Origin of the sequence: Candidatus Amarolinea dominans (assembly GCA_016719785.1) — a bacterium.
Classification (GTDB): Bacteria; Chloroflexota; Anaerolineae; order SSC4; family Amarolineaceae; genus Amarolinea; species Amarolinea dominans.
Window position 1 is genome coordinate 62,006 of record JADJYJ010000015.1, and the last position, 23,231, is coordinate 85,236.

The window sequence follows — 23,231 nt, forward strand, 5'->3', positions numbered from 1 at the left end:
CTACTCGTTACCGTTTTGCTCGTGCTTCTTGACCCCGCGCTTGCCCAGGCCCAGCACGCGGAACCGTTCCGGCAGCTCGATCTCCGACACGCGGATATCTTCCGCCAGGCTGTCATACTTACGCAGCAGACGGCGCACCGTGGAACGCGCGCGCCGCTCCGTACGCGCCCTGCCGCTGCGCCTCCTTCCACCACTTGGGCTGGGAAACAGGCACCGGTGCGCCCCACTTGATCGCCGTCGCGGCCCAGGTCAACCCGGCGCCAAAGCTGACGAAAACGAGGTGGTCATTTTTCTTGATGCGACCCGACTCGATGGCCTCGCACAGCGCCAGCGGAATAGAGGCGGTGGAGGTGTTACCATAGCGTTCAAGGTTGATGAAGATCTTCTCGCGCGGAATCTTGAGTTGGCGATGCACCGACGATTCGATGATGCGCGCGTTGGCTTGGTGCGGAATGATCAGGTCAATATCATCCAGGGTCAGGCCGGCCTTCTGCACCACCTCGCGCGTGGCCGTGGCCATGATGCGGGTGGCAAAGCGGAAGACCGCGGCGCCGTCCATTTTGACATAATGCTGACGGCCGGTGACGGTCTCCAGCGTGGTGGGCATGCGGCTGCCGCCCGCCGGCAGTGAGAGCAGCTCCCCGCCGGAGCCGTCCGAACCGAGCACGCTGGCCAGGATGCCGCCAGGCTCCTCGCTGGCGCTTAGGAGCACCGCACCGGCGCCATCGCCGAACAGCACGCATGTGGTGCGATCGCTCCAATCCACGATGCGTGAGAGGGTTTCGGAGCCGATCACCAACACGTTTTGCGCAGCCCCGGTGGCGATCATGCTGCGCGCCAGCGTCAGGGCGTAGACAAAACCGGAGCAGGCCGCGCTCAGATCGAATGCGCCCGCGTGCTCCGCGCCCAGGGCATCCTGCACCAGGCAGGCCGTGGCCGGAAATTGATGCTCGGGCGAGGAGGTGGAGCAGATAATCAAATCCACCTCGTTGGCTGACACACCGGCCACGCGCAGGGCCGCGGCCGCGGCCTTGGTAGCCATCGTGGCCGTCGTCTCCCGCGGGTTGGTGGCAATGCGGCGCTCGCGGATGCCCGTGCGGCTGAATATCCAATCATCGGAGGTGTCAATGATGCCTTCCAGGTCACGATTGGTGAGCACACGCTCAGGTACATAGCAACCCCAACCGACGATTTGTGCATAGCGGGCCATGGCGATCCATTCTCCTTGTGGTCTTGCCTCTCAGGCAACCGTCGTCCCTGTCACAGCGGCATTTTCTGGCTGCGACCAGCGACGCACGACGATACTTGCATTGTGTCCGCCAAAGCCAAATGAGTTTGACAGCGCCACATGGATGGGCAAGCGCCGCGCGACATTCGGGGTGTAGTCCAAATCACACGCAGGGTCAGGCGTTTCGTAGTTGATGGTTGGCGGGATGATGCCTTCCGTCAACGCCTTGAGGCAGACCATCACCTCGAAGGCTCCCGCCCCGCCCAGCAAGTGTGCGGTCATGGACTTGGTCGAGCTGATGGCTACCCGGTAGGCATGATCGCCCAGGACGGCTTTGATGGCCGTGGTTTCACCCTTGTCGTTCAATCGGGTGCCCGTGCCATGCGCGTTGATGTAGTCAATCTCCTCAACCTTGATGCCGGCCTTGCGGATCGCCAGCTTCATGGCAACGACCGCGCCTTCGCCATTTTCAGCCGGCGCGGCCATGTGATAGGCGTCAGCGCTGCCGCCATAGCCCAGGATTTCACCGTAGATGCGGGCGCCGCGGGCCAGGGCATGGTCGAGCGCCTCCACGATCAGGATGGCGGAGCCTTCACCCATCAGGAAACCATCGCGGTTGGCGTCGAACGGACGGCACGCGCCTTCGGGGTTGTCGTTGCGCGTGGACATGGCGCCCATCACATCGAAGCCGCCCAGGGTGAGCGGCACAACGGCCGCCTCGGCCCCGCCGGCAATCATGATCTCGGCATCGCCGCGCCCTACCACTTCGGCCGCCTCGCCCACGGCGCTGGTGCCGGTGGCGCACGCGCTGACTACGGCCATGTTCGGCCCGCGGATGCCCAGTTGAATGGCGATCTGACCGCCGGCGCTGTCCACCAGCATGGCGGGAATGAAAAAGGGGCTGATGCGGCGCGGCCCCCGCTGCTGCAGGATATCGTACTGGCTGAGCAGTGTCCCGATGCCGCCCACGGCCGACCCCACGATGACGCCGACACGTTCGCGATCCTCGTGCGCCAGGTCAAGCCCGGAATCGGCCAGGGCCTCGACGGTCGCCGCCCAGGCATAATGAATGTAGGTATCGAGGCGCCGCGCCTCTTTTGTATCCATGAACTTGGTAGGGTCAAAACCTTTGACCTCGGCCGCGATTTGCGTCTTGAACGGAGATGGATCGAACGCGGTAATCCGTCCCACGCCGCTCTTGCCCGCCTTGAGGGCTTCCCAGGCCGTGGGAACATTCAAGCCAACCGGTGAAATCGTTCCCATCCCGGTGACTACGACACGTCTGTTCACTGGCAACCTCCCGCTGTGCATAAGAAACGCCGCGGCGTGGGAAATGACCGCGTGGTGCAGTCAGGCCCAACGCTGGGCGGCGCTCACTGATATTTTACGCTTCGTCTCATTATAACACTATCAAGCCGCAAACGACGCGCCGGTGAGTCGCGCAAAATTGACGGAACTTTCGTGGCGAGAGTCGCGTTGAGCACGCTGGTGGAATTTTGCTGCAAATGTCACGAATTTTGTAACTGCTCACCCTGCAGGCCGATTTGGACAGGATGAACAGGATGTACAGGATTCTTGCTCTGTGGTGTGCAAAACTATCGGCACGAGAGTTACGATTCCGCCGATCGACCGCTGTGGATGAAATACCCCGGCGGCAGTGCGAGTCAGATTGGCGAGCAGGTACACTATGCGTACACGACGCAGGGGTTACTCGACACGGTACAGAGCAACGGCGGCGTCTATTACGTTGGCAAGACACAGTACAACGAACTTTGTGTGATATGCATGGTAACACATTCGAATGGTGTTACGATGTACCATCGAGTTACCCAACGTTTCCAACGACCGATTGGGTTGGAGAAGGAAATGCTGGCGTGCGCTCTATAAGAAGTAGTTCATGGGCGACCAGTCTGGAGGCCACTGATCACCGTTGCGCATGTCGCGGTGCGGAGATACCAGATGCCAAGTGTCCATGGTTTGGTTTCCGAGTTTGCTTGAGACAATTTCTGGAGTGAAACTCAAAGATGGCAGAAGTGGTACAACACGGCGCCTCGATGGCAGTCAAGATGTCACGCTGACCTACGACGCTGAGAACCGGCTGATCGGCATCAGCGGCGGGGGCGTCACGGCCAGCTATGTGTACGACGCGGACGGCAACCGGGTCAAGGAGACCATCGGCCCGATTTTCGGCCACGAATTGCACGAATCGAAACGAAGACAGAAGCTTGATTCGTGCAAATTAGTGAAATTCGTGGCAGAGAAAGCTGGGCGCACGGTGGGCGGCACGACCTTGTATTTCTATCAGTCTCGCTTCTACGCTCCTTCTTTGCCCTGCAGCTTGCGTTGCAAGCGCTCATGCCGATGCTGCAAGCCGGCCAGCGCTTCCCGCCGCGCGGGTGAGCGCGGCCAGGCTTCGACTTCATGCTCACCCCAACGCGTCCACATCAGCGCGGCCGTGCAATCGTTGGCGTGCCACTCGTGGTACTTCGCCAGCTCCACGTAGGGCTCCAGATCCTTGACGTTTGCGCTGCGCGTGACGTGCGTGATCCAGTCCTGCCAGGTTTCCGCAGCTTCGGACAGGCGCTGCAACCGCTTGAGCAGTTGCCCCAACCGGCTGTAGGTTTGCAGGCGCACGTCGTCCGGCAGCGGATGCGAGAGCGCGTCGCGATAGGCGCGCTCGGCCTCCGCGGGCCGCCCGGCCTGGTCGTAGGTGTACCCCAGGGCCGCCATGTCGAGCGCGTGGATCGTCTCGCCGGCCCACGGATCGGCCAGCAGGCGGGTCAACGTGGCGGCCAGCGTGACCATGGAGAGGATGTCTTCCAGGTTGTGATAGAAAACGCCGACCAGGTCCTGGGCATCGCCCGTCTGCAGATACTGGAAGTAGAGGGAGGGGATCAACCAGCCCGGCACGTCGGCCTGATCGCGGCGCAGCCCCAGGATCTGCGTTTCCAGGCTGCTGAGCGCGCAGGAGGGCAGGCGCTGGCGCCAGACGCGTCGCGCCGGGTGCAGCAGATCGAGATGCGGCGCGGTGGTCAGGCGCGGGGTCTGACGGTGCATGATGAAGCGATTGGTCAGCAGCGGTAGATCGAAGGCGCGGCCGTTGAAAGAAACGAGGCTCGTGGCTGCATCCAGCACGCCGGCCAGCGTGTAAGACGGCGCGTTCTTCGCGCTCGCTGCGCATGAAGAACTGGCGCACCTTGAACGCGGGGGGCGCCGGGGCGCTCGCTTCCTCCTGGCTAACCGGCGGGCCGGAGGACGGTTCGAAGACGCCGACGCCGATCATGAACGCGTAGGTGCCGGCGCCGCCGCCCAGCCCGCTAGTCTCCGTGTCCAGGAACGCGGCGCGGGCGAAGTCGAAGTTGTCCAGGTTGGCTTCGGGATAGAGGGCGGCCAGCGTGTCCAGCGGCTGACCGAGGCAGGCAGCCAGCGCGTAGCGGCTGCGCAGCGTTGAGCCAGGATAGACCACCTCGCGCACGAAGCATGGCCCGTGCGGCGTCTCGATCTCCTGACCGGGGATCAGGATCTCGATGCTGCGGCCGGTCGGGGTCGCCAATGGCCGGACAGGGGGGCGCGGCGCTGTTGCGCCTGGGGTCATCCCCCGGCTGATTCCCAGCCGGTCAGCGATCCGATCGAGTTGTGCCTGCAGGTCTGCGTTCATGAGCCGTCAACTGCTGGGGATGATCAAGGCCAACACGACGAGGATGGTGTTGTAGAGCGTGTGCAGGGCGATGGACATGGTCAGGTTGCCGCGCTGACGGATGATGCCCAGGACCAGGCCCAGCACGAAAACCTGCACGACGGCGGGGCTAAGGCCGTACTGCACATGGATGACCGCGAACAGAAACGAGGTGGGGATCAGACCAAAGCGCGGCTGCAGCGCACCGCGGAAGATCAACTCTTCACCCAGGCCGGCCGACAGCCCGATGGTGAGCGCACCCAGCGGCGTGATCAGGCCGCCAAAGAGCGCGTTCGACACCTTGCCGATGCGCTCGAAACTGACCGGATCGAAGTTTGCCCAGGCCCAGGCCACCCCTTGATCGAGCAAGACGAAGAGGACGGCCAGACCGGCGACCAGGCCCCACTGGCGCGCGCTGGGCATGTGCAGTCCGAGGCGATCGGTGACTTCATCGGTGCTGCGGCGCAGCCAGAGGCCCACGCCGAACAGCCCCATGATGATGAAAGCCGCGCCCTGCTGCCACAGCGCGGAGATGTCGAGCAGGCTGCCCATATCCGAGAGCGAATCCAAGCTGCCGCCCAGCATGGCTAACTGAATGGGCATGGAGCCGAGCAGATACACAGCGAACACCAGCGCGGTGGCATGCACCACCGACGCGGGGTTGACCGGCAGGAGGCGGGCCAGGCCGCGGCGCAGCGCAGGAATGACAGGCAGGAAGGCGAGCAGGCCGGTTGCCAACAGCCAAAGCCCCAGCGCAGTCCAGTGAGGCTGGAAGGGCAGGTCGTTGAGCGGATTGTCCGCCTGCGTTGCCAGCATGGCCGGCATGAGTAAGCAGATGAAGCTGAAGAGAATCATGACGATATTGAGCAGCGTCACCAACAGGTAGGTGAGGATGCGCCAGCCGGCGCTGTGCTCGGCCAGGTTGGCCGCGATCAGCAGCGCGATGAAAGGGACGAACTGCAAGAAGACCATCGGATCGAACCGTCCTTTACTTGTAACTACTCAGCCGGCGCGCTGTTGTAAGAGCGATTGAAATCGCGCCTGATGGGCGTACCGCCGGGCGTCCACCTGCGTGGACGCGATGCTGGTCGGCGCAGGCCGACCTGGCGGCGGAACGCCCTTGCGGCCCGAATTCATTCGGCGGCTGTAGTCGGCGCAAGGTACCTGAATAGTTACCTTTATTTTAGCTTTCGAGATTTTCCAGTGCCCGCGCCACGTTGGCCGGCACATGCCCCTGGGTGACCGCGCGCAGGAAGGCCAGTACGCGGCCGGCCGTGATGCCGCCGGCCGCGGCGCGGCGTAGGGCGGTCTGCGTGATGCGATAGCGGAAATCGGGCTGGCTGGCCTCCCACTGCGTGCAGCGCGCCACCCGAAAGCGATCGAACGCGGCCGCGCTGTGGGGCACATATACGTTGAAATCGGCCTCCACGCGAATGGGAGCGGGCGGCGGTGCATTGACCCGCTGCGGTTGACCGGCCAGCCAGGCCGCGCCCTGACTCGTCACGCGCAGGGTGTCCAGTGGGCCGTGCTCGCCGGCCGTTTCGCCGTGTCCTGATGCGCCGATGTCGAGCGCGCCCAGCCAGTGCAGCGGACCGGCGATCAGGAAGCGCAGCAGCGCCCCTTCGACCTCATCCCAGTGCTCGAAGCCCAGCAGGTAGGTGGATTCGTGACTGCGCCGGATGTACCAGGTGGTGTAGATGCCATCGCTGCGCTGAAAGTCGGGATCATGCCGCCGTATGGCGGCTACCAGATCCTCGCGGCGGTGCCAGACCCCAGGGCGGATGGTAGCCAGGTGGACCAGCAGGCGGCGTCGCGTCGCCACTGGATCATTGCGCCAGCCGCTGCCCTCACAGCGCAGGTCGGGCACGCGGCGCAGGTCGTCCCACTCGGTGGAGGCAAGCCAGGCCTGCCAGAGGGCATGGGCTTGATCCGGCGCCGGCGCTTGCAGCCAACTGCGCGCCGGCGTCGCCAGCAGACGCAGCCGGCCGCCGTGCGTCCGCCACCAGCCCAGGGCTTGTCCCAGGCTGGGGCAGGCGATCGCCGCAACCGCCCCGGCCGTCGCCGCCATCCGCCGCCCCGGCTGTCCCCGCCGCCCCGGCCCCCGCCGCCCCGGCTGCCCCCGCCGCCCCCTTCAGTGAAGCTTCGGGCAGCGGCGCCAGCAGTTGTTGATTGAGCGCCGCCAGATCAGCGGCGCGCCAGCGCCCGGTCGGGTCCTGCATCACCTCATTGTTTTGCACGAAGGCCAGCAGCGTACCGGCATCCAGGGCAAGGCGGTAGCTGCTGAGATGCACCGTGCCAGGCGCCGGCGCCAGCGGCAATTGCAGCGACGCGCCGGTCGTCACGCTGGCGCTGGGGAGCCAGGCCAGGACATCAACCGGCACAAAGATGAAGTCGCCGGTTTCGCCGCCGACCGTGGCAAACGCACGGCCGATCAGCCCCTGATACCAGAGCACTTCAGCCGCGTTGATGGGCGCCAGCCAGGGCTGTTCACGCGCCAGCCAGGCCGGTCCGCCCTGACGCACCTCGCCGGCCAGGCGGGCAAACGACGGCGCAGTCATCGCGCCGCCGGCCTGCACGAGCGCCGCCAGCAGCGTCTGCGCCGTCTCCGGCAGCCGCTCCACCGCATCCACAATCGAGCCAGGATCGGCCAACGCCGCGCTCAACTCCACGGCCAACGCGGCCGGTGTGGCGGCGTGTACTAACGATTGAAGCCCGCGTGCATCGGCGATGGCACGCAGGAGCGACACCGGGTAATCGGTTAAGGTTTGGGTCAGAGTAAGCATTATTCGGACGCCATGCGCATCGGTCAACCCCGCAGAAAATCGCCCGCCCGGCGTTTTTGCTGAAGATCGCCGCGTTTTGTATGCCAGGCCGCTTGGCATTTGCCGCACTTGGCATTACAATAAGGCGACGCAGAGGGGTATTATAACAGATAGATCATGTTGTGAGGAATCACATGAATCAGACCAACGATCGCAGAGGCCTGCTGGCCGACCTGCTCAGACAACTCAACCTGGTGTGGAAGCTGCTCCTGGATCGGCGCGTGCCTGCTTCCACGAAATTACTCTTGCCGCTGATGGCCCTGGCCTATACCATCTTCCCCATTGACCTGATCCCTGATCTGGTGCCGGTCCTCGGGCAGTTGGATGACCTGGCCATTGTGTTGATCGCCATGCGCCTGTTTGTCATGCTGGCGCCGCCGGAGGTGGTGGCATTCCATCGGGGCCAGACACCACCAGCCAGCAGCGCCGGCCCTGGCGACGCCGCCAGTACGCCGGGCAGCGGCGCGGAGACGAAGGGCCGCGTGGTGGATGGCACCTACCGGGTGATGGACAAGTAGCATGAGTGAATCGCTGGCAGACGCCGACCTGTCAACCGAATTGCTGACCGCGACTGAGGCTGATGCCGAGGATGTTGCCGTCATGACCGCGGGGCCAGAAGCAGCGGTCATGGTTGTGGCTGCCAGCCTGCGCAGCCTGGCCGACGCCCAGCGCGCGATCTTGAACGGCCAACAGGCCAATCGCGACCTGATCGGCGTGGTGGTGCAAGACAACTTCAACCTGAAGGCGGAGAATCAGCGTCTGCGCGACCGCATGTTGTCACTGGAGCGTGACTTGACAGAACTGCGACGGCGTGACGAAGCGCGGCGTGAGGGCGTCGAGGCGCGTATGCAGGCGGCCGAAGCGGCGGTCAACACGCTGCTGGAGCAGGTGCAGCGTCTGCAGGCCCAGTTGCGCACGCTGACCGCGCCGCGATCCGTGGCCGATAGCCGATCGAAGGGGTTCCTGGCCAGGCTGTTGGGCGATTGAGCGGTTTCGTCACTACCGGAGCACCAACTCACCGAGCGCCTCGCCCACCAGGTCATACTCCAGAGCGCTGTTGATTCGCACCGGCAGCATTTCTCCAACCGGGTGCGGCCGGGTGCCTGGTACAAGCACCAGTCCATCCACCTCAGGTGCGTCGCGATAGCTGCGACCCACGCTATACCCATTGTCGAAGCCTTCGATGAGCACGTCGAGCACCCGTCCCACCTGGGCTTGGTTGCGGGCCAGGGAGATGGGCTGCTGCGCGGCCATCAGGCGTTGGCGGCGTTCCTCTTTGAGTGCGGCCGGCACCTGGTTGGGCATATCGAAGGCCGGGGTGCCCGGTTCGGGGCTGAAAGTAAAGACCCCCAGCTTGTCGAACTGCACCTCGTGAACGAAGTCGAGCAGGCCCTGGAACTCGGCCTCGGTTTCGCCAGGAAAACCGACGATGAAGGTCGAACGCAGGGCCAGGTCAGGCAGGGCGCTGCGCAGCTTGCCCACTGTCTTCGTCACCCACTGACTGCTGCTGGGCCGCTTCATGCGCGCCAGGGTGTCCGGGTGCCCATGCTGTAACGGCATGTCCAGGTAGGGCACGATGGTGCGTTGGCTCGCCATCATCTCGATTAACTCATCGCTGACATGCCCCGGATAGGCGTACATCAGGCGCAGCCAGCGCAGGCCCGCGGCCCGATTGCAGATGGCGTTGAGCAGGGCGGGCAGGGAATTGGCTTCCCCGCGGTCGCGGCCGTAGTCGGTGGAATCCTGAGCAATCACGATCAGCTCACGCGCGCCGGCCGCGGCCAGCGCCTCTGCTTCCGCGACGATACCGGCAAAGGGGCGACTGCGCAGACCGCCCTTGAAGGAAGGGATGGAACAGAAGGCGCACGGGGCGTTGCAGCCATCGGAGATCTTCAGGTAGGCGCTGCCCGCCACCACGCCGGGCCGTGGGGTGGCGTCAGGCTGCGGGATTTCAGGATCACCTACCAACTCGTAGCGCCCCTGGCCGCGGCGATTGCGTCCGCCGCGCAGCGTTTCCACCATCTGCACAATTTCCAGCCAGCGCCGGGTGCCCAGCAGGCCATCCACGCGCGGCACGCGGCGCACGATCTCGGCGCCATTGCGCTGCGCCAGGCAGCCGGCCGCGATCAACACCTGATTGTGGCGTTTGTGCTTGCCCAGGTCGCGCAAGACGGCAATGGATTCTTCTTTGGCCGCCTCCAGAAAACCGCACGTGTTGACGATGAGCACATCAGCCTGGTCCGGATTCGCCGTGGATCCATAGCCGCGCTGGAGCATCAGCATGGCCATGCCTTCGCTGTCAACCTGGTTTTTGGGGCAGCCGAGGGTCAGTAAATAATAGGTCAGCACAGCGTACTCATTATCTCGTTGGGCAGGGGTGCGCAGGGGTGGGCAGGGTTCCCCTGCGGCATCAGCCTGGAGGATTGCCCAGGCGTGGGCGTGCGACCGGGCGTTGCGGTGGCAGCCGGCGTTGAGGCGCCGGTGACGCTGGTCGGCGAAGGCGTCATGGATGTAGCGGTTACTGTCACGCTGGAGGTCACGGTACTGTCGCCATCATTGCCACACCGCCGCGACACTAATCCATCCGCCAGGGTCCAGGTACATTCTTCGATCCCGCCGAGGCTGCCCAGGGCGCCCTGCGCCTCACCGTTGATGGTGACCTCGACACCGCCTGCGTTGCCTGTGCGCAGGACGAAGCTGTATTGTATCTGCCAGCGCTGCTCGCTGCCGGCCTCCAGCACCTTCTCCAGGACTACCTGTTCATCGGCCAGCACGCGCACCCAGGCGCGCTGCACGGCTCGCACCACCACCTCCATTTCCGTCGTGGGGGGGGTCATGGTGGGCGTTGGGGCCGCCGTGGAGATGGGCGTTGCCGTGGGGGTGGGAGTGGGCAGCAGGAAGATGCCTGCCGTTGGCGTGGCTGTGATGCGGTAGATGTCGGGCGTGGCCGTTGGGGCGGTCGTATTGGCCGGTGCGGTGGCGGTACTCGTGGGTGTCGCCGTGCTGAGCGGCGCCAGAAGGCCGGAGAGCAGTTGGGGATTGGTACGCCACGCCCAGACGCCCAGCACCAGGGCCACCAGCGCAATGCCGATCAGGAGGCCAATGGCCAACCAGCGCGCGGTGAACGGCGATTCATGGTGTAGTTCAACTTCTATGGGCCGATAGTCAACCGCACGTGGCCCCATGGCCTGTTCGGCCACTTTGGCGATCTGCATGACTTCGGCTCGGGGTTTGCCCAGGCGGCGTACCGCCTCATCGGCATCCAGGCCGAGGAAGGTGGCGTAGTTACGGAGGAACCCGCGCGTGGGCACATCGCCGGGCAGTTCTTCTGGCTCCCCTGATTCCAGGGCAGCCAGGTATTTTTGGCGGATACGTGTGGCGCCCTCGACCTGGGCCAGACTCAGCCCCTTGGTCTCACGGGTTTCACGCAACCATTGGCCCAGTTCAACCATGCCTGTTTGATCCTCCGCTATCTCGCGTCTCGTTCATCGCTTGCAGTATAGCTGCACGCGCTGACTATACCCGGCCCCTTTGGGTTTGTCAAATGCCCTGCCTGCAATCACCGCTCGCTGCGCTTGCCGAAATGGGGCCGTGCCATTATCATACCCGCTAAACCTGAATCATCTATGCGCCGATCTACTGTCAAGCGCCTTGAGCGCACCGCCTTCTTGCTCACGTTGGTCATCCTGCTGGTGGCCGGCTGGCTCTCCTGGCGCAGCAGCGCCGCCGGTTTTGCCTGGCCCTGGGATGATCCCAACCGCGTCCCGCGCCAGCGCCCGTTGCGCGCGGTTGCGGGCAAGACGGTGGGCATCATCGCCGGGCACATGAACTACGATTCGGGCGCGGTGTGCGACGATGGCTTGCAGGAGACCCAGATCACCCAGGCCGTGGCCCGCCTGGTGGCCGAGCGCCTGACCCAGGCCGGCGCCAGCGTAGATATTCTGGCCGAAAAGGATGCCCGCCTGGATGGCTATCAGGCCGACGCCTTCATCTCGATCCACGCCGATTCGTGCGTCGCGCTGAGCGGTTACAAGGCGGCCCGCTCGGAACAGAGTGCGCAGCCGCTGCTGGAAGACAAGTTCCTGCGCTGTGTCTATCGCGAGTACGGTCAAAAGAGCGGCCTGCCGCAACACCTCAATTCGATCAGCCACAACATGACGCAATACTACGCCTTCAATCGCATCGCCGCGGCCACGCCTGCGGTGATCCTGGAGCTTGGTTTTCTGGGCGGCGACCGCCAGTTGTTGACCACGCAGCAGGAGCGCCTGGCTTGGGGCGTCAGCGAAAGCGTGCTTTGCTTCCTCGACGCCGACCGCTGACTCAGACGCAACAATCCCTGACCACAACGAAGCAAGACCCATTTCGGTTTCACGCGCCTACTCTGCCAGCAGAAAGCGCAGGATCAGGCCATGCATCGTCTGTTCGACCGGCGCCAGGTCATCGCGCCACGGCTTGCCCGCTGCTGTGGCCGGCGCGAGGCGTACATGCCCGCGGGCGCGCTGGGCCACGGTCACGAGAAGGGGATGGGTGAGCCGAGCGGTGTTGGTCTCCCAATCGGCCAGCGTGACCGGCTGTTGACTGGCGATGACCAGGCTGTTGCCCAGGGTCGCGCCGTTGGTCGGCTCTTCGATGATGAGGACGCTGGGAAAAAGCGCGTGCAGCGTGGCCGTCAGCGCGTCCACCAGGCGATAGTCGTCGTCGGTGCGCGCCACGTTGATGGCAACCACGCCGTTGGGGGTCAGATGCTCACGCACACTGCTGAAAAACTCCACGGTGGTCAGATGAAAGGGGATGTACGGTGGACGGTAGGCATCAACCGCAATGACATCGTAGCGTGCGGCGGTGTGGGCCAGAAAATAGCGACCATCCTGGGCCACCGCGTTGAGATTGGGCTGGTTCATGCCAAACCAACGGCGCCCCACCGCGATGACGGCCGGGTCAAGCTCCACGCCATCAATGGGCAGCGGCCCGTAGACCTGACTGTAGAGGCTGGAGATGGTGCCGCCGGCCAGGCCAATCAGCGCCATGCGCTGCACATCAGCCGGGTCATGCGGCGTCGGGCTGAAAAACGGGGCCAGCAAGAAGTAATCCCAGATACCATCGGCCAGGCCGCCGCCAGGCCGGTAGACCGAATGAATCCCCTGCCCCTCGTTGAGCTTCAGGAGCACCTCACCCTGTCGCTGCAACACCTGGATGTAGTTGTAGGCCGACTCCGTTTCAAATTCTACGCTTCCCCCGCCGCTAAGATCGGTCTGTGACTTGACGGCGCCCGGGTTTTGCAGCGCCAGCGTTAGGATCAGCAGCCAGAGGATGATGTATGACCAGGGCGGGCGTCGTCGTGCGTGCCACAGGCCGCCGAGCGCCAGGCCCAGCAGCAGCAGGCTGAGCAGGAAGAAGGTGCGGCGCGTGCCGACGTTGGGAATGAGCAGGAGCACCGTGCCAAACGTCCCGCTGATGCTGCCCAGCGTCGCCAACGCCGACAGGCGGCCGGCCGTCTGCCCGCTGTGCTGCACATCGGTCAGCACGAGGCGCAGCGCGAAGGGGGTGACGCAGCCCAGCAGGATGACCGGGATCGCAAAGAGGGCCAGCACGGCCAGGAACGAGCCGATGAGCAGGGCAGCGTCGTAGGCGTCGAAGGCATCAGCGGCCAGGGCTAACAGCGGGCGGCTGAGCACCGGGATCAGGCCGACCGCGCCTGCGCCCCAGGCCGTCAGGCGGAAGAGGGTTTCGGCGTGCGGCGAGCGGTCCGCCACGCGGCCGCCCAGCCAGGCGCCGGCCGCCAGATAGAGCAGAATCAGCCCGATCAGGTTGGCCCAAACGATGAGGGAATTACCAAACCAGGGGTCGAGCAGGCGTGAACCGGCCAGCTCGACCCCTAGCGTTACCAGGCCGGCCGTGAAGACCAGCAGGTTGAGGAAACGGACAGATGAAATGGACAAGGTGAGTTCTCAGACAACGCTGACATTGGCGCAGAGAATCGTCTGACTGAGCGAACGCCTCGACAGCGCATCGTGTGCATGCTGCCGCGGGGCGTTCGCCCAGCCTCAGAGTGCTCGCAGGTGTCAGGGCGCCTGGTAGATCAAACGAATCTGCGGGCGGAAGGTGGGGTTCAGGCTCTTCGAGCCGGCCACGATCAGTTCGGCATTGGCCGTGCCCACGCCCTTGAGCAGGACGCCGTTGTTCGCCTCCGGGCTGGCGACCCAGCCCTGGGCCAGGTCGGTGACGTTGAACCAGATCCAATGCCCGGCGCTGCTGGACGTCACGCTGTCGGTGGCGGTTTGAGCGCGATCGTCCACGCCGTTGGCGCCCGGCGTCTGCCACAGGTCATCGCGGTTGACGCGATTCCAGGTGGCCTTGTGTGAAACCCACGGTCTGTAGACCTGGTAGGCGTCCACCGTGACCGGATTGCCGGCCGCGTAGGTGACGTAGTAGCCGATCTGCGCCTGACCCACCAGGGCGTAGGGGGAGATGTGCGCCAAGTTGAAGCGCACCAGCACCGATCGGGTGTTGGGCTGGCGGATGATCATCCACTTGCTGCCCGCGTAGTTGGTGTCAGGCGACCAGGCGTCCAGGAAGACATCCCCGGTGCCGTCGTAGCCGTTAAGCCCATCCTGCAGAATCTCTTCATAGGCGTTGAGCGGCGGGACGGTGACGCTGGCGGTGGCGGTGGCCAGGACCTGGTTCTGGTACATCACCGTATCGTCGAAGGTAACAGACTGGCCGGCGGCCGCGGTTTGCACTGTGACCTTGAAGCCGAAGCGGACTTCCTGGCCCATGTCCTGGTTACCCAGCCAGGCGATGGCTACCACATCACCCGTGGCTGGCATCTGGCTCAGCAGTGCCTGGAAGCCCCGGGTCTGGTAGATGCGCAGGGCCTCGCCCATTGGCAGTGTAACCGGGATGGCGCCGCCGTAGACGCTGCCGTCCTGGTAGCGCACCAGGTTCGTGTTCAGGGGCACGAGGTGGAGCAGGCCCTGGCCGGGGCCGCCGATGTTGCGGTTGCGTACTTGCACATCCACGGTGCTGCCGACCAGCGCGGTGGTGGGAGTCACCTCGATGCTGGCCTCGATGGCCGGCGGATCGTACGCGGTGAAGACGGCGGTGGTACGCGCCGGCACGTAGAAGGTGCCTGTGCTCCGGTCGAACGTCGCCGTGCGCACGATCGGATCGGCCGAGTTGGCCTGCACTTCATGCAGGTGATACTCGCTGCTGGTCGGCATCTGGTAGGCTTGAGCCTCATCGCTGGCGTTGAAGAAGACGCCGACGCTGTCATGATACGGATCAAGATTGGCGCCACCCACACGATCGGCGATGAACATCACGATCAGGCCGGGCGTCTGGTCCGGCCCGGTGTTGAAGAAGGTGACGCGTGACATCACATCATCCGCGGTCGCCAGGTCGAACAAAGCCGAGCTGTTGCGGATGGTCATCATTTCCTGGAAATGATCCGCGGTCGCCACAATGTCACGGCCATGGGCGCGCAGATCCTGGTTGCGGAAGAGCGGCCCGATGATGGCCCAGGTGCTCTGATTGTCCCCGGCGGGCGGCAAACCAACGGCCCAGTTGTTGTCGCGGTAGGAGAAGTCCAGGCGGTTGAACCAGTCGCCGGAGTTGTAGCTGTTGCGGTCGAGCGATTTCGAGCGCAGCAGATCATCGCCAGCATGGAAGAAGTGGACGCCCTGCGCCAGGCTGGTGAGGCTGAGGCCCATCATCTGCATACGGACGCGTGACTCGATGCTGTTGGAGATGGCGGCCTTGGCTTGAATGGCATCGAACAGGGTTTCGTTGTCATGGGCCGACACGTAGACAATATTCTCCTGCGGGTCGGCGTTGTAGCCGGCCGGCGAGCCGTTGTAGTCAATCTGGTCGCCGCGCACCAGGTTGCCATCCTTGTCAATGAAGGTAAACGCGCCCAGGTTGCCCGCCAGGCCGATGCGAACCCAGTCCATGTAGTGCAACAGCTTGGCGCGCGGGTCGGTCGTGCCCTGGTCGGCGTCGTTGGGATCGTAGTAGAGGCCGCTGATGAAGCCCTGCTGTTGCAGGGGGCTGAAGGGGCCGCCGCCACGAGCGCCATCGCGCAGGCGATCGTTGAAGCTGCCGATGCCGGTGCCGGCCATGTTGATCTGGGTGGCGTTGACGCCGCGGGCGTTGTTGGCGACTTCGCCGAAGTTCCAGCCTTCACCGTAGAGGTAGATGCTGGCGCCATCCACGCCGTTCTGGTCAGGGGTGAGCGCCCAGAGGGTATCGCGCACCGTTTCCATGTTGCTCTTCATGTGGTGGCCCATCAGGTCGAAGCGGAAGCCATCCACCTTGTACTGCGTGGCCCAGGTCACCAGTGAGTCCACCATGAGTTTTTCCATCATGTTGAATTCGCTGGCGGTGTTCTGGCAGCAGGTGCTGGTTTCGACGCTGCCCAGCACGCTCAGGCGATGGTAGTAGCCAGGCACGATTTTGTCGAGGACGGAGCGATCGTTCTGGCCGCTGGCGTTGGTGTGGTTATAGACCACATCCATGACCACGCGCAGGCCGGCCTCGTTCAGCGCCTGCACCATCTGGCGGAATTCCAGAATGCGGGCCGTGCCATCCGGATCGCTGGCGTAGGAGCCTTCCGGGGTGGTGTAGTGATACGGATCATAGCCCCAGTTGAAGCCATCCAGGTCGCGCAGCGGGCCGATGATCGCCTGCTGCTGATCGGAATCGCGCGGGTAGGACGCGAGCTGCGCCCAGTCCGGCTCCTGGCGTTGGCTGGCATCCTCGTTGACGCTGGCGATGTCGAACACCGGCAGCAGGTGCAGGTGCGTCAAGCCGGCCGCGGCCAGGCTGCTCAGGTGCGTCATGCCGTTGCTGGCGCTGTCGGTGAAGGCCAGGTATTTGCCGCGATGTTCGGCGGGCACGGTGGCGTCATTCATGCTGAAATCGCGCACGTGCAGCTCGTAGATCGAGATGTCCTCGAACGAGGAGAGCGCAGGCTTCTCGAAGCTGTCCCAATCGGCGGGCATGAGCGCGGGATCATTCAAGTCAACGATCTGGCTGCGCATGCTGTTCATGCTCAGGCTGAAGGAGTACGGGTCGGTCACCATGTTGTGCTCAACCTGGCCCGTGCCGCGCACGTAGACTTCAACCTCGAACAGGTAGAACTTGCCCATCCAGCCAGCGTCGCCGGTGATGCCCCAGACGCCCGTGCTCGTGTCGAGAGTCATGGGGAAGGTGGCGTCGGTCGTGGTGGTCGAGTCATCATAGACGTGCAGGGTCACGTTCTTGGCGGTGGGCGCCCAGACGGCCAGGGTGGGTGCGCCGCCATCGAAGGTGACGCCGAGCGCGCCACCGTAGGTGTAGAGGTCGTCGAGGACGCCCTGGATTTGCAGGGAGGTGGCGTCCGCCAGGTTGCCGTCGGCGTTCCTGGCCTGCATGGCGATCTGACCGGTGAGCAGGCCCTTGACCATCGGCAGGTCGCTGGGGCTGATCTTGAGCGCGTCATAGCCGGCCACGTGCGGGAATTTGGCCTGAATCTCCGGGCTGAGGCCGGCCGGATCGTAGGTCAAGGCAATCGCGTCGCCGCCCTCGATACCGGTGGGCGCCAGGGTCATGCCGCCATTGGCCGCGTAAAACAGCTCATAGCTGTTGGCGCTGCCGCCGGATGCATTCCAGGCGATGGTGTCGCCGCTGACCCACAGGGCTTTGGCGGTTGACAGGTCGCCGCGCGGTGCGCCCACGGTGTTGATGTCCAGGCAGTGGGTGGCGGCGTTGTACTGGAAGTAGACTTCGGCGCCATCGCTGGCTACGGTGAACGGGATATTGGCCCCGCCCTGCTGGCAGGCTGCGCCGTAGTTGACGGACCAGCTTTCGTCGAGGGCTGCCTTGCCTTCGTACGAGCCGGCGGGGATGGCGGTGGTGGTGAAGGTGTAGATGCCGTCGCCGTCGGTGTCCTGCAGCCAACTGCGGAGGCAGTCCGGTGACCAATCGCCAGGGCAGCCGAGTTCGCTCTGGAAATTGCCCGGCACGGTGGCGATGGTCCAGCCCTGGTTGTCGGTGATCCAGTGGCTCTTGTGATCGTAGTAGAACTTGACGCTGGTGTCAGCGGCCAGGTTGAGCGGGATGTTGGGGCCGCCGGGGACGGCGTTGAGGCCGTAGTTCTCGCCCCAACCGTCGTTGAGCGCGGCTTTGTACTCATAGCTGCCGGCCGGCACCGTGTAGGTGCCTTGCCAGACATCATCGGCCGCGTCGTAGGCCAAATAGGTGGCGGCGCAGTCGGGCTGCCAATCGCCCGGACAGCCCAGTTCTTGCTGCAATGAGCCGGGGATATTGACAACGGTGGGTGGGGGGGTATGATCGGCGCCGGCCGGTAGCGCGCCGGCCAGCAGTTGCACGGCCAGCATGACCATCAAGAGCAAGCGCCCCAGGGTATGGGCACGAGAATGGGATGGCATAATGAGTGATCTCCTCTGAGTTGCGACAACCAAGGGTAAACTGATGTTGGAATTTGTTCGACAGCGGGGAGCAGCGCGATGGGGTGAAGAATCAGATCGAATGCACCTCCTTGTGTTTGCCATTGCACGCACGGCGCTGGGGTTCAGGTGATGACAGGCGCCTCGGCGACGCTGTCATGTGTGATTACGATAACGGAATTGTACCCGCATTTGGGCAGTCTGTAAAGTGGAAAAGGACAAAGTGCAAAGTACAAAGTGCAAAGTGCAGAGATCAGAGAGCAAATCGGCAATCGCAAATCGGCAATCGCAAATCGCAAAGGATGAATTAGACCAAATGTTCTATTTGTGCTATAATTGTCTACCCTGTTGGTTGATGTATGATCTACGTCGCGTGAGAGCAAAGGAGCAAACCTATGTATGTCGTGAAGGAGTATCCTGACGGGATTTTCTGTTGGGTTGACCTGTCGTCCACGGACCCGGAAGGCGCGAAGGCGTTCTATGCGGGGTTGTTTGGCTGGGAAATTGAGGACCGGCCGACCGACATGGGGCCGGTGTACACGATGCTGATGATAGAGGGTAAGACGGTGGCCGGACTTGGCCCGTTGAGTCCGGATCTGCAGGCGCAGGGCGTGCCGTCGTTCTGGAGCGCGTATGTGAAGAGCGATGACGCGAATGGCGTCGCGGCCAGGATCGCCGAGGCCGGCGGCATAGTGATGATGCCGCCGATGGATGTCATGTCCGAAGGCCGCCTGATGATGGCGCAGGATCCAACTGGCGCGATGTTTGGCGTCTGGCAGCCGCGCCAGCACATCGGCGCACAGCTGGTGAATATACCGAATACCCTGGTGTGGACCGAGCTGCAAACACGCAACGCCGCGCAGGCGCAGTCCTTTTACCAGCACGTGTTTGGCTGGAGCGGCGAAACCGACGCCAATGGCTACACGGTTTTCGTCCAGAACGGGCGGAGCCACGCCGGCATGATGCAAATAGACGAGAACTGGGGCGATGTGCCGCCGAACTGGGCGATCTATTTCATGGTGACAGACCTGGACGCCATCACGGCGACGGCGCAGGCGCTCGGCGGCCGTGTGTTGGTGCCGTCCACGTCGGCCGGAGACATGGGGCACTTTGCGGTGCTGCAAGATCCGCAGGGCGCCGTTTTTACCGCCATGCAGATTGACCCGGCCTTTGTGGATCCGCCGCCCGGTGCGTGACGACGGTCATACCCTGAATTTCTGAACGCAAGGACGCAGAGACGCCAGGACGCGAGAAACAGTTGGTTCTTCGCTTCCCGGCGTCTTTGTGTGAGAATTCCTTGCTCGAAGTGGGATCATTTGGGCTGATGTTGATCGCCCTTCGAGCGGGCGCGACGTTGGTAGCGCGGCAGCCGCGGGCTGCGCAGGGCAACGACGAGCACGAACAGCGCGGCGATCAGCAAGAAGATCATGCTCAGCAGTTCGGGGAGTCCCGCCTCGCCGGTGTGGAGCAGAATTTGCAGGTGCATGAAGATCGTGTCTCCTTCTCATCACCTACGCCTCTCGGTCGTTCTGTCTTGCCGCGCCGGGTGTCGCGCAGCGACGATTGGTGCGGGCGCAATGGTAACGCAGGTAATGGTAACGCAGGTTTATTCGAATTCTTCCACATGTGGAGAATTCCGTCAATTTGCCATCACCGCCGGTAGAAAGATGCGGCCGCCTACGGTTAGGCCCGCTTGGAGAACGGCTTCTTGCCCGCCGGGATGGATGACCTGAACATCGTAGACGCCAGGAGACAGGGTATCGGGCAGGGATGCCAGCAAGACCTGGCGACCGGAGCGGCGCACGTTGGTCAATGTGACGTTGCCCACGCGCACCGTCGGGACCAAGACGAAGTTGTCGCCATGTACGGTGATATCCATGCTGACGCGCGGTGGTACCGTGGCCGGTTCGACGGAGAGCACCTGGGGCGTTAGCCACGGACCGACGGCGACATCGTCCAGCAGCAGGCCGCCGTAGCGCGCATCGGCGGTCGCCGACACGTTGAATGTCACCGTCACTGTCTGTCCGGCCCAGCGACTCATGTCGAACCAGGCCTGTTGTGTCGTCGTCACGGGTACGAAAGTTTGCAGCAGGTGCGTCTGTCCAGCCGTGCTGATGTGCAGGGTGGCCGGATCGAGAGTTGCACTGCCTTCGGGTTGGTAGCGATAGCGAAATGACAGGGTTGGCGCGTTCTGGCTGACCGGAATGGTGAACGACTGGCTCAGCCTGCTCACCCCAGCCTGCTCCGGTTGCAGGAGAAAGCGGTTCAGGTGGAGGTGATACCAGTAGGGATAATTGTCTTCACGCATGGCGGGGACGGCCAGCGCGATCCAATCGTTCGTCGGATGCGCCCACAGCGAGAGCTGATTGGGTTCCCAGTTGTAACCAGGCAATGGATGCGGAACGCTCCACAAACCGTTGGCCCTGTAGGCTATCCAAAGGCCTTCGCCGCTATACCAGAAAGCGACCAGATCACCGTTGGCTCGTTGTGCAAGGCTCATCTGATAGCCGTGAGTGCTGCTAATCCGCACGGGTGTCGTCCATGTCCCGCCCGGTTCCCGCGTCCTGTAATGCACGCCGTCTGTGCTTGGGCTGTTGCTGAGAACATGCAGGCGGCCTGCGGGGTCGGCAAGTGTTGCGAGCTGCATCCCGGAAGATGATCCGGGGACGGCTTCCTGCTGCCAGGCACCGTTCGTTTGGCGGCGGAAATACGAGAGCTCTTCTTGCCCGCTAGACAGGACATGAACCTCGCGGTTCGGGGTGATGGCGAGGGATGACGGGCGACGAGAAGATGTCACTAATTCGGGAAAATCCCATTCGCCGCTGGGGAGTCGCTTGCGATAATACACGCCGCTCACATCGGCCCACAAGACGTGAGGGCGGTTGAGGCTGTCAAGCACGAGGGCCAGAGAGGGGTCGTAGGACCCGCCGAGAGCGCCGATTGTTTGCGGCGTAGACCAGGTTCCGGTCAACGGCCGGTTGGCATACATCAGGGTGTAGCTAGTGGGTTCAGGCTCCGGGACGGCCCAAGCCAGGTGCATGCGATTGTCGCTGCCAATTGCCATCTGCGGCATAGACCCGGGGAACAGACGCTCTTCGATCGAGCAGGGTTGCTCCATCCGGCAGGTCACGTAAACAATCCAGTTATCAAACTGGTTCTGGGACAGGCGTTGTTGCCAGGCCAGGTGCAGCGTCCCGCCCGTATCGGCGCTCAGTGTGGGAGCAGAGTTGTAGCCTGGCGGAGATGTCATCTGCGTAAACGGTTGTGTGGACCACTGCTGCCCTACCAGCGCGCCCCAACGCCCGGTCGCAGCCGCATCCGCACGTACTGTCGGCGGGATATTTCCCTCTACCAGCCAGTTTGCAGGCGCCGGCCCGCCCAGCTCGAAGTCGCCATTGCGCAGCAGATTCGTTGGCGGGCCTACGTAAGCATCGAAGCCCCGATCTGCGCGCAGGGCGATGCTCGTTGGGACAATCGGCGCGTAACCCGCGTGGCTGGCTGTCATCGTGTAGTCGCCGCCGGCAGCAACATACATCGCATAGAGGCCCATCGCATCGCTCTGGGCGCTGTTGAGCGCTGTTGGCGCCGTGACGCTGGCGTGAGGCACAACGACGTTACGGTTGTCACGCACATGGCCTTGTACACTCCAACGATAGAAAGTCGTCAGCGCGTCCCCATCCGGATTGGTCGGCCATGCCTCCTCGTTGTACGCGCGATCGCGCGCCCGACTGCGTAACGCCACGGTGGCGCCCGGTTCTCGCCAGAGTGTGGCGCTGGTCTCCGGAGTCGTTAGCCAAAGATTCCAAGGTCCCGTGGCTTTATTGCGAAAATCAATGTCGTAACTGCTAATGCCGGCGCCTCCCACATCAGCGCCTGACCAGGTGACAATGACCTCATTGCGAACAAAGCGCGGCAGCGGGTTGACCTGGGTGACTGGCGCCATCGTGTCAGTCGTTGTCCAATCTCCCTCCATGTCAATACCCCCTGAGATCATGGGCAGCAGCGGTGCGCTACCATCTGACCGCATGTGCATCACAGAAGCACGCTGGATCAGCAGTTGGTTTCCCTCTACGACATATTCGATCTTCGATGCCAACAACGTCAATCCATCGGGCGCCCAATCGCCCATCCACAGGTCTACGAAGCTCAAACCTGTGTCTTTGACGTAAGCCAGGTGGTAGTGTTGAACATCATATACTCCGATCTCACTCCAATAGTCGCCATCGGCATCGAAATCGAACCCAATGTAGTTATGATTGGGCGACCATACTGGATTTTGCAGGAAGCGGAAGGGTGAACTGATGGCGTGAGCTTGACTGCCATCGCTGTTCGCCGCCCACAGGGTTCCATCGAAACCCAGGTAACGCACCCAAACAAGTTCACCGGAGCGGGACCAGGATGGGTAGAGATCATCGTCAGGATGGCTGGCGACCCACTGGGCGCCTGTGCCATCGGCATTGATGATACGGATGTCCCAGTTGTCGCCATGCTCTTGAGCAAACACCAGGCGGCGTCCGTCAGGCGACCAGTCGGGTTGGCGTTTGTGGCCGCTGCCGCTCGTCAGTTGGCGCACATCGCTGCCATCTGCGTTGGCCACATAGATTTCGTAGGCTCCGGTGCGATTCGAGGCAAAAGCGATGCGAGTACCGCCGCGGTTCAAGCGCGGCTCCAACTCAGTCGCGGTATGATTGGTGACGCGAGTCGCCTGGCTGCCATCCCCGCGTGCGGTGTATACCTCCCAATTGGCATTGCGGTATGAAACGAAGGCCAGGCGCGTCCAGCCAGTGTAGCTGCTGGGTGTCTCGGCAGCGCTCGGTGCAGGCATTAGCACTTCGTTGGTCAGGACCAGAGGCGGCTGCAGGTCGGTCAGGTGCTGTGACCACCACGCTTCCTTTAGCGCCGCAATCGGTGGTTCGGGCGGCACGGCGTTTGCGTCGAAGGGGCGATCAAGCAACAGGATGATCCCCATCAGGGCGATGACGCACACCTGAGAATAACGTGTGATTCGCATGGTTCTCTCCTCTAAATTCATGTCGGTTGATTGTCGGGCAGATTTCACC

18 protein-coding genes are annotated in these 23,231 nt (G+C 63.3%); 6 read left to right on the plus strand and 12 right to left on the minus strand.

Annotated features, from left to right (window positions below; genetic code table 11):
- The 3 genes from IPM84_16120 to fabF are packed head-to-tail and all read right to left on the minus strand — an operon-like array spanning position 1 to position 2,518.
- Positions 1-138 (minus strand): hypothetical protein, encoded by a 138-nt coding sequence (locus IPM84_16120; GenBank protein ID MBK9094264.1) that lies wholly within the window; start codon positions 136-138, stop codon positions 1-3.
- A complete protein-coding gene (locus IPM84_16125; GenBank protein MBK9094265.1) occupies positions 119-1,210 on the minus strand; it encodes a ketoacyl-ACP synthase III in 1,092 nt (363 codons plus the stop codon). The genes IPM84_16120 and IPM84_16125 overlap by 20 nt, the downstream gene beginning before the upstream one ends.
- A 30-nt stretch (positions 1,211-1,240) precedes the next feature.
- Positions 1,241-2,518, minus strand: coding sequence for a beta-ketoacyl-ACP synthase II (gene fabF / locus IPM84_16130; GenBank protein ID MBK9094266.1), 1,278 nt, complete (start codon positions 2,516-2,518; stop codon positions 1,241-1,243).
- A 491-nt stretch (positions 2,519-3,009) separates the two neighbouring features.
- On the opposite strand from fabF, the gene IPM84_16135 reads away from it, so the two are divergent.
- Together IPM84_16135 and IPM84_16140 are read left to right on the plus strand one after the other, a co-directional pair.
- Positions 3,010-3,243 (plus strand): SUMF1/EgtB/PvdO family nonheme iron enzyme, encoded by a 234-nt coding sequence (locus tag IPM84_16135; GenBank protein ID MBK9094267.1) that lies wholly within the window; start codon positions 3,010-3,012, stop codon positions 3,241-3,243.
- Positions 3,165-3,731 (plus strand): RHS repeat protein, encoded by a 567-nt coding sequence (locus IPM84_16140; protein ID MBK9094268.1) that lies wholly within the window; start codon positions 3,165-3,167, stop codon positions 3,729-3,731. Before IPM84_16135 ends, IPM84_16140 begins: the two co-directional genes overlap by 79 nt.
- Positions 3,732-4,892: 1,161 nt before the next feature.
- On the opposite strand, the gene IPM84_16145 is transcribed toward IPM84_16140, so the two are convergent.
- The 3 genes from IPM84_16145 to IPM84_16155 form a co-directional block, all read right to left on the minus strand.
- Positions 4,893-5,876 (minus strand): CPBP family intramembrane metalloprotease, encoded by a 984-nt coding sequence (locus IPM84_16145; GenBank protein ID MBK9094269.1) that lies wholly within the window; start codon positions 5,874-5,876, stop codon positions 4,893-4,895.
- A 211-nt stretch (positions 5,877-6,087) separates the two neighbouring features.
- Positions 6,088-6,771 (minus strand): hypothetical protein, encoded by a 684-nt coding sequence (locus tag IPM84_16150; protein MBK9094270.1) that lies wholly within the window; start codon positions 6,769-6,771, stop codon positions 6,088-6,090.
- Positions 6,752-7,687 (minus strand): hypothetical protein, encoded by a 936-nt coding sequence (locus IPM84_16155; protein ID MBK9094271.1) that lies wholly within the window; start codon positions 7,685-7,687, stop codon positions 6,752-6,754. The genes IPM84_16150 and IPM84_16155 overlap by 20 nt, the downstream gene beginning before the upstream one ends.
- A gap of 293 nt (positions 7,688-7,980) precedes the next feature.
- Here IPM84_16155 and IPM84_16160 point away from each other — a divergent pair, with 293 nt between their 5' ends.
- Together IPM84_16160 and IPM84_16165 are read left to right on the plus strand one after the other, a co-directional pair.
- Entirely contained in the window at positions 7,981-8,244 is a 264-nt protein-coding gene (locus IPM84_16160; protein ID MBK9094272.1) for a DUF1232 domain-containing protein, read from the plus strand.
- Position 8,245: 1 nt separating this feature from the next.
- Positions 8,246-8,713 carry a hypothetical protein gene (locus tag IPM84_16165; protein ID MBK9094273.1) on the plus strand — a complete coding sequence of 156 codons (468 nt, stop codon included), beginning with the start codon at positions 8,246-8,248 and terminating at the stop codon, positions 8,711-8,713.
- 12 nt (positions 8,714-8,725) lie between these two features.
- Here the strand turns inward: IPM84_16165 and rimO are convergent, their stop codons facing one another.
- Both rimO and IPM84_16175 read right to left on the minus strand, forming a co-directional pair.
- A complete protein-coding gene (rimO, locus tag IPM84_16170) occupies positions 8,726-10,072 on the minus strand; it encodes a 30S ribosomal protein S12 methylthiotransferase RimO (protein MBK9094274.1) in 1,347 nt (448 codons plus the stop codon).
- Complete coding sequence (locus IPM84_16175) at positions 10,069-11,178, minus strand: helix-turn-helix domain-containing protein (GenBank protein MBK9094275.1); 1,110 nt, start codon at positions 11,176-11,178, stop codon at positions 10,069-10,071. The genes rimO and IPM84_16175 overlap by 4 nt, the downstream gene beginning before the upstream one ends.
- 174 nt (positions 11,179-11,352) lie before the next feature.
- Here IPM84_16175 and IPM84_16180 point away from each other — a divergent pair, with 174 nt between their 5' ends.
- Positions 11,353-12,045, plus strand: coding sequence for an N-acetylmuramoyl-L-alanine amidase (locus tag IPM84_16180; protein ID MBK9094276.1), 693 nt, complete (start codon positions 11,353-11,355; stop codon positions 12,043-12,045).
- Between the two features lie 57 nt (positions 12,046-12,102).
- Here IPM84_16180 and IPM84_16185 read toward each other — a convergent pair whose 3' ends face one another.
- Positions 12,103-13,665, minus strand: coding sequence for a fused MFS/spermidine synthase (locus IPM84_16185; protein MBK9094277.1), 1,563 nt, complete (start codon positions 13,663-13,665; stop codon positions 12,103-12,105).
- 123 nt (positions 13,666-13,788) lie between these two features.
- Positions 13,789-18,153, minus strand: coding sequence for a pullulanase-type alpha-1,6-glucosidase (pulA, locus tag IPM84_16190; GenBank protein ID MBK9094278.1), 4,365 nt, complete (start codon positions 18,151-18,153; stop codon positions 13,789-13,791).
- Positions 18,154-18,566: 413 nt separating this feature from the next.
- On the opposite strand from pulA, the gene IPM84_16195 reads away from it, so the two are divergent.
- Positions 18,567-19,367 carry a VOC family protein gene (locus IPM84_16195; protein MBK9094279.1) on the plus strand — a complete coding sequence of 267 codons (801 nt, stop codon included), beginning with the start codon at positions 18,567-18,569 and terminating at the stop codon, positions 19,365-19,367.
- Between the two features lie 116 nt (positions 19,368-19,483).
- On the opposite strand, the gene IPM84_16200 is transcribed toward IPM84_16195, so the two are convergent.
- Entirely contained in the window at positions 19,484-19,657 is a 174-nt protein-coding gene (locus IPM84_16200; protein ID MBK9094280.1) for a hypothetical protein, read from the minus strand.
- 153 nt (positions 19,658-19,810) lie between these two features.
- A complete protein-coding gene (locus IPM84_16205; GenBank protein MBK9094281.1) occupies positions 19,811-23,182 on the minus strand; it encodes a PD40 domain-containing protein in 3,372 nt (1,123 codons plus the stop codon).
- Between the last annotated feature and the right edge of the window lie 49 nt (positions 23,183-23,231).